This window comes from Prevotella fusca JCM 17724 (genome assembly GCF_001262015.1).
Lineage (GTDB): Bacteria > Bacteroidota > Bacteroidia > Bacteroidales > Bacteroidaceae > Prevotella > Prevotella fusca.
In genome coordinates, this window is sequence record NZ_CP012074.1 from 1,616,912 (window position 1) to 1,629,254 (window position 12,343).

At 46.9% G+C, this 12,343-nt stretch carries 8 protein-coding genes; 2 read left to right on the forward strand and 6 right to left on the reverse strand.

Annotated features, from left to right (window positions below; translation table 11 throughout):
* Nucleotides 1-143 precede the first annotated feature (143 nt).
* The 5 genes from ADJ77_RS06610 to ADJ77_RS06630 all read right to left on the reverse strand — a co-directional run bounded on the left by ADJ77_RS06610 (nt 144) and on the right by ADJ77_RS06630 (nt 7,182).
* Nucleotides 144-2,759 carry a BamA/OMP85 family outer membrane protein gene (locus tag ADJ77_RS06610; RefSeq protein ID WP_025077611.1) on the reverse strand — a complete coding sequence of 872 codons (2,616 nt, stop codon included), beginning with the start codon at nt 2,757-2,759 and terminating at the stop codon, nt 144-146.
* A gap of 12 nt (nt 2,760-2,771) precedes the next feature.
* Complete coding sequence (locus ADJ77_RS06615) at nt 2,772-3,524, reverse strand: isoprenyl transferase (RefSeq protein ID WP_025077610.1); 753 nt, start codon at nt 3,522-3,524, stop codon at nt 2,772-2,774.
* A gap of 98 nt (nt 3,525-3,622) precedes the next feature.
* Nucleotides 3,623-4,315: a type IX secretion system protein PorG gene (porG, locus tag ADJ77_RS06620; RefSeq protein WP_025077609.1), complete on the reverse strand. Its 693-nt coding sequence runs from the start codon at nt 4,313-4,315 to the stop codon at nt 3,623-3,625.
* 20 nt (nt 4,316-4,335) lie between these two features.
* Nucleotides 4,336-5,697, reverse strand: coding sequence for a DUF6242 domain-containing protein (locus tag ADJ77_RS06625; RefSeq protein WP_025077608.1), 1,362 nt, complete (start codon nt 5,695-5,697; stop codon nt 4,336-4,338).
* Nucleotides 5,698-6,255: 558 nt separating this feature from the next.
* Nucleotides 6,256-7,182, reverse strand: coding sequence for an RsiV family protein (locus tag ADJ77_RS06630; RefSeq protein ID WP_025077607.1), 927 nt, complete (start codon nt 7,180-7,182; stop codon nt 6,256-6,258).
* A 163-nt stretch (nt 7,183-7,345) separates the two neighbouring features.
* Here ADJ77_RS06630 and ADJ77_RS06635 point away from each other — a divergent pair, with 163 nt between their 5' ends.
* Nucleotides 7,346-8,344, forward strand: coding sequence for a Gfo/Idh/MocA family protein (locus ADJ77_RS06635; RefSeq protein WP_050696164.1), 999 nt, complete (start codon nt 7,346-7,348; stop codon nt 8,342-8,344).
* Here the strand turns inward: ADJ77_RS06635 and ADJ77_RS06640 are convergent.
* Nucleotides 8,341-10,680 (reverse strand): outer membrane beta-barrel protein, encoded by a 2,340-nt coding sequence (locus ADJ77_RS06640; protein ID WP_025077606.1) that lies wholly within the window; start codon nt 10,678-10,680, stop codon nt 8,341-8,343. The two genes, ADJ77_RS06635 and ADJ77_RS06640, sit on opposite strands and share 4 nt — an antisense overlap.
* Before the next feature lie 208 nt (nt 10,681-10,888).
* Between ADJ77_RS06640 and ADJ77_RS06650 the strand changes: the two genes are divergently transcribed.
* Nucleotides 10,889-12,190 carry an IS1380 family transposase gene (locus ADJ77_RS06650; RefSeq protein ID WP_050696165.1) on the forward strand — a complete coding sequence of 434 codons (1,302 nt, stop codon included), beginning with the start codon at nt 10,889-10,891 and terminating at the stop codon, nt 12,188-12,190.
* The last annotated feature ends 153 nt before the right edge of the window (nt 12,191-12,343 follow it).

Consider the following 12,343-nt stretch of genomic DNA (forward strand, 5'->3'; position numbering starts at 1 on the left):
AACTCGTAAACTTCTTCACTTGTCAACTCACCTACGTCGCAAGTAACTCGTCAACTTGTTCACCCGTCAACCTGTTCACCTGTCAATCTGCCTACGTTGCAAGTAACGTGTCAACTTGTTCACCCGTCAACTCGTCAACCAAGCTAAAACTCCTGTCCAAGGATAAAGTGGAACTGGCTTCCACCCTTTGTACCGAATACCTTATCGAAACCGTAAGCCCAGTCAATACCCATCAGACCCACCATCGGCAGGAAGATACGAACACCGAGACCGGCAGAACGCTTCATATCAAACGGATTGAACTTACTTGTCTCTGTCCAGGCATTACCAGCCTCAACGAATCCAAGACCGTAGATGGTTGTATTACCAAGCAGGAACGGATAACGGAGCTCGAGTGAGAGACGGTCGTAAGCATAGCCCTCAGCACCATACGGAGTGAGCGAACCATTCTCATAACCACGAAGACCGATCGTTTCCTCTGCATAGCCGGTAGAGTATCCACTCATACCGTCGCCACCCATATAGTATGTTTCAAACGGACTCTTCTTGTTTTTATTGTAACTGCCCAGCAAACCGAACTCAAGACGGGTCATAAGGACAAAACACTTCTGACCACTTGTAAGGGCTGTGAAAGTACGTGCCTTGAACTTCCACTTGTGATACTCTACCCAACGATACTTCTCCTGCTGCTCCTTTGAGAAAGTAGGAGAGTTACGGTCGTTTGCCAAATGTGCATAATCCTTGCCATCCCACTTAGACCAAGGCGGAGTAATGGTCAAAGATACTGAGAAGTCAGAACCACGACGTGGGAAGAGCTGGTTATCTGTTGATGTACGGTTAAGCGCAATATTGAGGTTCAAGTTGTTTGCTGCACCGTTCGACATGATGAAGTAACGCCAATTACGCAACATGTAGCGCTGGTACTGCAGCTGGAGTGACAAGGTGAAGTAGTCATCAGGCCAGCTAAGACGCTTACCCCAACCAGCATAGACACTCAAGAGTTTCACGTACTTGTCAGGGTCATAATAGTTCTCATATCTGTTGTAATTGTAGTTGCCATAACCATAACGATAGTTGTTATAGTTATTCATGTAAGCACTATTATAATAGTTGCTTGACACGTCCGTCTGCTTTGAGAAAGACACACCCACATTGAACTGGATAGGACGCTTGCCTCCCAGCCAGTTGGTTGAGTACTGTACATTGTATGACTGATAGTAAGTACCGTTCGTCTGTGCACCCAATGACAGCGTCTCACCATCACCGATAGGCATGATACCACGATGCTCACGGTTCTTACGGAAGAGGTTTGCCATTGAGAAGTTGTTTAACTTCAGACCTACACGACCGACAACACCCGTCTGCGCCCAACCCAGTGAGAGCTCAACCTGGTCGTTTGATTTCTGCTTGAGGTTGTAGTTGATGTCTACTGTACCGTCCTCATAGTTTGGTTCCGGCACAGGATTGATTGCCTCCGGGTCGAAGTGTCCCATGGAAGCCAACTCACGTGCAGAACGCTGGAGAGCCTCCTTTGAGAAGAGGTCACCCGGCTTTGTACGCAGCTCACGACGAACGACATTCTCGTAAAGACGGTCGTTACCGTTAATCTTCACACGATTGATGTGTGCCTGCTGACCTTCATAGATACGCATCTCAAGGTCAATGGAGTCGCCGACAATATTCACCTCCGTCGGCTGGAGATTATAGAAGAGGTAACCGTTGTTCCAGTAAGCATTGCCCACAGCGTCCTCATCCTGTGAAAGACGCTTGTTCATATAGGTCTGGTTATACACATCACCCTTCTTCATGTCGAGCAGACGTGACAGATAGTCAGTTGAATAAACCGTATTACCCACCCAGTTGATGTTGCGGATGTAATACTTCTTACCCTCATCCACCTTTACATAGATGTCAACATGCTTCGGGTCAACGTTCCAAACGCTGTCCTTGAGAATGATTGCATCACGGAAACCATACTCATTGTACTTCGTGATAAGATGCTTCTTATCCTCAGCCCAACGCTCCGGCGTGAATTTCTTTGACTTCAGGAAGCTGGACAGCTTGCCAGCCTCATGTGTCTTTGAGAAGGCACCCTTGGTGAACAGCGTTCCTTTGATTTTCTTGTCGCCCAGCTGGTTGTCGCCGTCAATGGTGATGGAACGCACCTTCAGCTTCTCCTTCTTGTCAACGTCGATATCAAGGATAACCTGATTCTTGGCTGTGACATCGTCACGCTGACGGATGAATACCTCCGCATTCTTGTAACCCTTGTCCTCAAAGTACTTCTTTGCAAGTATCTTCGCACGGTCAATCATGTTAGGCGTAATCTGTCCGCCCATCAAGAGTCCGAGTTTCTTCTCCATATCTTCACGCTCGGTCTTCTTCAAACCATTATAATTGATGGTTGAAATACGAGGACGTGGTGTGAGATGTATCTTCAGATAGATATTATCCCCAACAATAGAGTCAGCCGAAATGGAAACATCTGAGAATAGTCCGTGTTTCCAGTAACGCTTCACAGCATCTGTGATGGCTGTTCCCGGAACCTCAACTTCCTGTCCGATGCTGAGTCCGGAGATACCTGTGAGGACATAATCCTCATAGCCATCAATGCCGGTAACAGCCAGCCCTGCCAGATTGTAAGTCTTAGGAGTACCTGAATAAGTGATGTCTGGGTTTACGATTTTCTCCTGTGCACTCATTGAAAGGGTCACTCCAGAGAGTGCAAGGAGCATCAACACCTTATTTATATTAGTCATCTATCGCGTAACTTATTTGTTTTCGTTTTCTTCTACTTGTTTCTCAGTCTTTCCAAAGCGACGCTGTCTGCTCTGGAAGCTCGCAATGGCATTCCTCAGGTCCTGCTCATTGAAGTCAGGCCAATAGGTATCACAGAAGTACAGCTCAGAGTAAGCTATCTGCCACAAGAGGTAATTGGAGATGCGAAGCTCACCGCCGGTCCTGATAAGGAGGTCAGGCTCAGGCATGAAGTTCGTCTCCAGATGCTCGCTGATCATCTCTTCGGTAATCAGTTCGGGACGCATAGGCTCAGACGACTTCAGCTGATGTTCTGCGACAATCGTCTTCATTGCCTTCGCTATCTCCCAGCGTGCACTGTAACTCAAGGCTACAACCATTGTCATGGCTGAGTTCTTCGCTGTGTGCTCTTCCGTCTCACGCAGCTTCTTCTGCACTTCTTCCGGCAGACGTGCCATATCGCCAATGACACGGAAGCGCACATTATTCTTCATGAAGATTTCATCTTCCAAGGACGTAAGCACAAGTCCCATCAACGCAGCAATCTCATCAGACGGACGGCTCCAGTTCTCCGTAGAGAAGGTATAGAGCGTGAGATACTTCACACCCAGCCGTACGCACTCTGATGTAATACGACGAACGGTATCCACTCCTGCCTGATGTCCGTAGGAGCGTGGCTTGTTGCGTTCCGTTGCCCAGCGTCCGTTGCCATCCATGATGATGGCAATATGCTGTGGTATTCGTGTCATGTCTAATTCTTCTACCATATATATTGAAGAGATAAACCTTAGATTTGTTCTGTCCAGACCTTATGTCTGCCCTGTTCGGACATTGCCTTTTAACATGGTCCTGGAGCTTAATTCTTTTATTCGTCCTCGTTATGGCAAGTTCTGCACTTTGCCATAAAACTATAGGAGAACGTGAACTGCAGAGTGGAGTAGCAGTCTGTATTCTTGAAAAGACCACTGCTCTTGATTCCATAAGGGTCCTTCTGACCGTCAAGCTCGTCGCTGAGTGAGAAATGCAACGCCCATTCCAGACCTACATTCATACGCTCTCCCACCTTATACTTCACACCCAGTCCGATTGGGAGATTGGCTGAGAGAGCCGACTTGCGGTCGCCATCCTTTATATTCACATAGGTGGCACCCAGTCCGACCGTCACGTATGGCGACAGCCGCTGTGCACCACGGTAGTCACGACCTGTGCCATAAGGCAGGAAGTTATACTCATACGCAAAGCCAACATCAACCAGTGAATTGTCGAACTTATAGGGAGCTGATGCAAAACGTGGATAGTAGGTCTTGACATCAGCCGATGAACCTTTCATCTTTCCAAACGATACATTCATCTTCAAATCCATGTAAGGACTCATGTTGTATCGGGCAAGGACAGTCGCCATCGGCTGCAGGTCCTTTGTCAACGACTCATTGAAGTCGCCTAAGTAACCCATCATGCCGACACCGGCACCTATCTCCATCTTATACTCCGGGTCCGACTGCGCCCATAAAGGCGTAGCAGCAAGAAGGAGGAGAAGGTTGATGAAGATACGTTTCATTACAGTTTGGTCTTACTATCTTATTCTGTCAGACGTTCCAGGTTCAGTTCCCAGCCAATCCGGTTGAGTCTGCCGCGCCATACCTTTGTACCACTGATTATCCAGAGGTACTCATCACTGTCAACAGCGGCGGTAAAGGCTGCTGATGCCTGTGCACCCGTCGGGTAAGCAAAGCTCTTGTCGCTTTTCCATGTGATGCCTCCATCACGTGAAACCAGCATCGACTCCAGCTTGCCGCTGTTGTTTACGCCCAGGGCAAGTGCAGCCTTGTCGTAGTTTACAACCGAAAGGGTTTTGTAGAGTGGCAGCAGGAACTTGCTGGCATTACTCTCCACATAGCTCCAACTCTCACCCTTACGGTAAGACAGCTTTGTCCAAGAGACATTCTTCGTTCCGCCTGCAACCGTTCCGACAAGCAGCACACGGTTCACATCTGAAGAAAAAGCTGTGAGCGAGTAGTTGATATTGTTTACAGGAAGGAGGGATGAGTTACTGTCCAGTGTCTCGGCTGTCCATGTTGCACCATTGTCCTTTGATGCCATCAGACCACCCGAAGCAGACAGGGCAAACAGTTCAGCAGGTGATGCTGCCACCAACTGCTTGAGACTGTTGTTCGTAACAACCGTCTTCCATGTATTCCCATCAGCCGAACTGTACACAGTCCCCTTATCAATAACGAAGAGTTTACTGTTCTGCACTGCAACGCTCTTGTAGGCGTCAGCCGTGAAGGTCTTGCCCAGTTTCGTCCAGCTGTTTCCATTCGCCTTTGAAGCAACATAAGCTGAAGTCTGACTGCCATTGGTACCGAACACGAATATCTTATCGCCCGTGCTGACAGCTTTCATTGACTTGAATGAAGCAAAATTGCTGTTAGCCTGCAGGCTCTGCCAGCTGAAGACATTGCCCCGCTGCTTATGGACATTCACAGAAATCTGGTACTCCCTGTATTCCTTCCCGCTGTGCGCATAGACACGGAAGATACGCGGAGTAGTAAAGTCAATGGAATCATTGCTCTTGTAATAGGAAAAGGATTGATCCTTTGTAGACTTGATGAAGACGGAGCCGCTGTTCTTTGCCGTAATAGTCGTCAGCACATGAGCACCGTCCGTACCGTATGGCAAGGAATCAGGGTTATAAATCAAGCCTTTTGCCTGGTCAATATAGAACTTGACCTTGGCGGCATTGAACTTCGCAGTATAAGTACTGTCACGGCCTTTCTTGGTAACCGTATCACGCACCTGCTTCAGCTGCCCCAAAGTAAAGTTTATGATTGCAGTGTCTCTATAACTTACCCCTTTGTTCTCGTCGTCGTCATTAAGACAAGAAGTCACTGTCAAAGTAGCCATCATTAAAGCTACGAGAGTATATATCTTATTACGCATCAGATACTAATAATTGAATTTAGCTGCAAATTTAATCAGAAATCTTCAGAATCAACGTCTTTAACGAGGTTAATTATGTAAAATAACGAAAATAACTATGTTTTTTTAAGTTTGTTTAGTAAGTATGACCATAAGAACGATAAACTTGGATAGAAATGACCGATAATTCAACCTTGATGGTCTGATGATGCTTCACAGGGGCACTCATGACACTTCCGACAGGTTTCATCTCGCATTAATTCACTTTCAATTAACCTGTTTCTCTGTGGTTTTACGGGTTTACTATGCTGCAATTTAACCCATATCAGTCATTAGAGCCTAAACAGATTTTGTTTTATAGTCGAGCAGATTGGACTGTCTTTGCAACGCAGGCGTAGCGGGCTACGTCAAGTTACAAAAACAGACAATCTACCGACAAGAAAATAAAAGATGTTAGGAAACAACACAAAAGTAGGAATTATGAACATTGTGGTCTAATGACCGACCGATTTGGGTTTAACTCGCTTTTACAAAGTCAAAAGCCAATATAAATCAATCCAAATTAGGATATTAAAAAGGCTACTTAATCCCTGCAAGGCATCGTGCCTCAGGAGACAGAAACTTCCCTATCTTGCTGTAAGGAACCGTAAATGTAGGCATTCCGATAGCATAAGAGCCTATCTCATACTGTCCATAGATAAAGACAACACCCTCTGGAGAAAGATAAATACCATTCGCAGGCAGTGGGATAATAGCAGTATCTAAGAATAGTGTACTCATATAGCTTTTTATCAAACTTTCCACATCCTTATCCTCATCAGTCACTCTTGTTCTTCTGAAATAACTTTCAACACCAGCTCTAATCATAGGCTGAAGTTCTTTTATATCCTTCGGATTCAACACATTCAGTAACTTAGCACCCGTCTTCTTATCAAAAGTAACAGCATACTTTGCAGCCATTCCGTGTACTCCACCCGAATACATGTAAAAAGAAGAGCCATAAGTAACATAACGATCAGTTTCGTTTTCCTTCATTACAAACTTAGAAAGCTCTGGTTTCCAAGCTACATCTGTATCATCAATTTCATCTAAAGTCCTGCTTACACTCTTATAAGCATTCTTAGCATAGTAGCTAATCATTCCCCTACCATCTGCAAAGTTGGTATAAGGTTTAACCACTACACTCTCTTCACCATCACCACCAGTTACTTCTGCCATCTCTGACGAGAGGTAAGCACGGAGCGAATCGACCAGCGGTTGAGGACCAGATACAGGGAAGGAATAAGCAAGATCAACAACACCCTTGTCCATACTGTAAGACTTTCCAATAGAGTCAACCACCAACCGAATTTCCTTCTCCACCACAACAGAATCAGTAGTAGGAAGAGGAGCTACCACAGAATCCGTCACCTTCTTTGCTGCTGAAGCCTTCTCACCCTTGCATCCAACTATCAAAGCAATAGATAAAAGAGATGTAAAAAGAAACAAAGATTTTTTATTATTCATATCAACTAATGCTTGTTAAGAGACAACAAAAATAGTCATTTCCCCCTTTATTTGCAAAACTTTCCCTACTTTTGTTACATCAGGAAAGTAACAAAGCGTATTCTATAGGCTTCACCATTGAAAAACAGCTTATAGAACATGCTCTTAAAAAGCAATAGAAAAGATGAGGATTAGTATTATAGGAACAGGAATGATAGCCACAGAGGTTATTACAATGCTCAAAACAGAAGCGAAAGGAGTGGAAATCACCAGTATATTCTCACATAGCAACAGGGAAAAAGCACAGACACTGGCAAAGCTGAACCATATAGAACGCATCTATACCGACTATGCGCAACTGCTCAAGGAAGACGATGCCGACTTTGTCTACATTGCATTGGTAAACAGTGCCCATTATGAATTCGTGCGAAAAGCATTGGAGGCTGGCAGGAATGTGATTGTAGAAAAGCCCTTTACCATGACCGTTGCGGAGGCTGAAGAACTGGCAGCTATGGCAGTAGAGCGGAAACTTTATCTCTTTGAAGCCATCTCGCCACTCCACATGCCGAACTTCCGACTGGTGAAGGAAAGTCTGACACGTATCGCACCTGTACACTTCGTACAGTGTAACTTCTCGCAATATTCAAGCAGGTATGAACAGTACCTACAGAATGACATTGCCCCTGCATTCAGCCCGGAGTTAGGAGGCGGCGCATTGAACGACCTCAACGTGTACAATATCAACATCGTCATAGGGCTCTTTGGACGCCCCACAGCAACACAATATTTTCCCAACCGTGGACACAACGGCATCGACACCTCGGGCGTTATGGTACTGTCCTATCCCACAATGACTGCTACTTGTACGGCTGCAAAGGATTCCAGCAGTCCTTCCTTCATCATCATACAAGGAGAAAAGGGCTGGATACGCATTCCGACAACAGCCAATGAATTCAGCAGCGTTGAGATAATGGAACAAGGCAGACTCACCAGTTATCAGCGCAATGCCTACGAAAGCCGCCTCACCCATGAGTTCATGGACTTCAAGGACGTATGGGAGCGAAAGGATTACGGACAGATGGAAGCATGGCTTGGAAATTCCGTAGAGATAGCAAGGATTATGAGGTCACCTCTTCAGGCATTCCGCTCCAATCAGGTCGGACCTGTTCAGGATATATGCTAAAACCTGTCTTTTTCCGCATTCCCTGCCCCATGTCCCTTATATCTAGACCGTGCAGCATTGAAGTTGTAGCGAAGTGTAACAGAGAAGTCGCGCGTGTCGCGGATTTTATTCACATCCATGCGTGTCAGAGCATCGAACATGATGAATTGCTGCCGCCATGTACCGAACACATCATTGACCTGCAGCTTGATGTTCCACGTGTCCTTGGCAAATGATTTGTACAGTCCCAGGTCGTTTGTCCAGTAACTTCGGATATGGGCATTTTCCCCATTACCGGAAGTCCGGGCTGAAAAATCTATGTTCAGCCACATATCCCATGGCAGCTGGACAGCGTTGTTGAAACGGAAGATACCCAATGGATGGTCGAGCCTCAGTTGTTCTCCATGATGGTTCTGCTTGAAATCCTGCAGCATGACACCTGCCATCCACACAGGATGCCAGCATCCGAAGAATGTGGGAGAATAGTTTGCAAAAGCACTCCCGGAATGAAAACGTGGCATGTTCTGCATCTGTAGCAGTGTGGCTTCTGCATTGCCTGGGTAGGGTTGGGTCTGCCACATAAAATAATTCTTGGTTGAGATGTATGAAACTTCTACTGACAAGTCTTTCCATGTCGTCGATAACGACAGATAATCACGGTAGATAGGACGGAGATTGGGATTGCCTGATTCGTAGGTATAGCGGTCAATATATTTCAAGGCAGAACCGAGCTGGTCGAAAGCTGGGCGGGACGTCTTGCGCGTATATGCAAGACGCGTCTTGACTTTGCCAACAGGGAAAGACAGTGACGCCGTGGGTGCAAGGTTGTGATAGGTACGGCTCTGTCCGGGCGAGTAAGTACCCGCATGATAGTATTTGGAATCCGTGTATTCCCATCTCAGTCCGATGTTTGCTGACAGCGAGCCGAACGTCTGGCTGCTTTCGGCAAAAAGAGCCGTAGTGGTTTCTTCTATGCGGTTGTCACTGCTGGCAATATAGACTGCATCACCTGTATAACGGTCGGTGCGATGGATATTGCTGCTCTCTGTCCCTATTCTCATCTCACCTTTCCACACAGGATAAGAAACTGAAACATTCCCTGCAAGAAGACGGTTATAGACATCTCTTACGGTAGCAAAATTCCGTTCCAGGTTCACAGAAGACTGCTCATGCTCGTCGGTATGGCGGTCGTTCAGCTGCCACAGCGCATCTAAGTTTACCGACAGCTGCCATTTACCCAAAGCTCCCGTGTAGTAGGCACTCAACAGATGCTGGCGTCCATGGCGACTGGACGTAAAGCTGTTTTCAAGCTGTTCGGAAAAGACTCCGTCAACATAGCGTGAAACTTCCGAAGGACCGGACACTTCCGAAGGCTTGATCCGGAAATCATAGAACAATCCTAAATAGTAAGCCTTATGGTTGTAGTTCAGACCGATTTTCCCCGAATAGGTAGGATATTTTGCGAAATCCCAGCCCGTGCCACGTTGCTCAATGGTTGCTGTAGGAAGATATTGCGTAGTAGAATGCTCTGTATGCGGTCGCTCCCGGTAATTCTCATAGTTCAGCATAACCGCCAGGTCAAAGCCTTTCCGGCGGTAATTGAAGTTGGTCTGCTCAAAAAGATAGGCATAATGCTTGAACCCGATTGTCGTGCGGTCATTGAAAGAGAAGCCGTCACCTGTGGGAGCGACTGTTGTAATGCGAATGACGGCATTGACCGTGGAGGCATATCTTGCGCCGGGCGATGTCACCACCTCTATATGCTTGATTTCTGATGACGAGAGCCGGGTAAGCTCCGACTGGTCGCGCACTTGCCGGTTGTTGATATAGATGAGCGGTGCACCTTTGCCGAGCACCTCAATATCAGCCCCAGACTTGGAGACAAACGGCATCTTGCCGAGCAGTTCAAGTGCTGAGCCGATATGCGACAGATAGGTGCCGGCAATATCCACCTGTACACCATCGTTCCGTAGCTTCACCATCCTGCGGTTCGCTTTCACGACAACCTCGTTTAACTGCAGGTCTACAGGTTCCAGGACAATCCCCCCGATGTCACCGGCAGGATTGCTGACCATGCAGTCTTTATATCCGATAAAGGAAATGCGGAGCACTGTCGGCTGGTTTGCGTTCGTTACATCAAGAGAGAAACTTCCATCTCCTTTGGTGACCGTCCCGGTAATGACTGTAGAGTCTTTCCCAGACAACAAGGTGACGGTTGCAAACTCAACCGGCACGCCCGTTGCATCTTTCACGGTTCCGCCAACGTAAGGTGTCTGGGCGGAAAGCGACAGTGAAAAAAGGAATTTCAGCACTGCAACCAGTAGCCCTCTTGCTAAACTACGACTATTTGACAACATTCTTACAATTCATTATGCGGTAATTCAAACTTGTTTCTTTCCTTTACCCGCAGCGTGTCTTGAAATCATAACCTCTCTTAATTCCGCAGCGTAAAATCTTTTAAGAAATACAAGTGACTGAGAAACAAAGTTCTCAAAACACTTGGACATGTCAGATGTTTCACCTATCTTGGTGCTGCAAACATAAAAAGCAAACAAAATATCCGACATGACAAAGATAGCAATTAAAAACGAGAATATCACTTCTTTCGGAGGAATTTATCACATCATGGACGTTTTTTCAAAGTTGGGCTTTGAAAAAATTACCGAATCCGTGTTGGGCAGACGCGGATGCAGCGGCAAGGCATTCAGCCATGGAAGTATCCTGGGCTCTCTCTTCTTCAACTACCTTTGTGGTGGGGATTGCCTTGAGGACATCAATGCGCTTACAGGGCAGTTCAGGCAGAGACCTGGTACGCTGTTACCCGGTACCGACACCGTGGGGCGCGGGCTGAAGGAGCTTGCCGAAGAGAATATTGTCTACAGGAGCGAAACCTCCGGCAAGTCGTACAGTTTCAACACTGCAGAGAAGCTGAACACCTTACTTTTACGTATGATACGTAGAATGGGGCTTATAAAGGCGGGCAGCCATGTTGACCTGGACTTTGACCACCAGTTTGTTCCAGCCCGCAAGTTCGATGCAAAGTATTCCTACAGGCAGGACCATGGTTATTTCCCGGGCTGGGCTTCCATCGGGGGCATCATGGTCGGAGGTGAGAACCGTGACGGAAACACCAATATGAGATTCCATCAGGAGGACACGCTCCGTCGCATTATGGACCGTGTGACCTCCGAGCTTGGTGTGGTGATAGAGCGTTTCCGTGCTGACTGCGGGTCGTTCTCGAAGGAAATCATCCGAACCGTAGAGCCGCGCTGCAACACGTTCTATATACGTGCTGCCAACTGCGGCAGCCGGTGCGAGGAGTTCCGCCAGCTGGAAGAATGGAAGGGCGTTGAGGTTGGTTATGAGAGGTGCGATGTCACCTCCGTCAGCATGGACGACCTCATCGAAGGAAAGTCATACAGGCTTGTCGTACAGCGTACTCCCTTGAAAGACAGGCACGGCAGGGAACAGACGGATATGTTCGGAGTGATATACACATACCGCTGTATCCTTACCAACAACCGGACATCCACAGAGAAGGACATCATTACATTCTACAATGAACGTGGAGCGAGCGAAAAGAACTTCGACATACAGAACAATGACTTCGGCTGGGCACATCTGCCCTTTTCCTTTATGGCTGAGAACATGGTTTTCATGATGGTTACCGCCATGCTGAAGAACTTCTATCTCTATCTCGTCCGTCATATCAGCGAAAAGGTCAAGCCGTTGAAAAAGACAAGCAGGCTGAAAGCCTTTATCCTGCATTTCGTCAGCGTGCCGGCAAAATGGGTGAGAACAGGAAGGCGGAACATTCTGAACCTGTATACAAACAAAGCATACTACTCTGAGGTCTTCCTTGAATAAACAGCATTTCTTTGTGGTTCTCATATTCCCCATTGGTTTGGGTGGGGGATTTCATGCATAGGCAAGCCCCAGGAAGTCACGAAAATCCTCATATCAACATATAGAGCCTCCAAAAAGACATCTCAACACATAAAATCGCCTCACAAGGAAAAA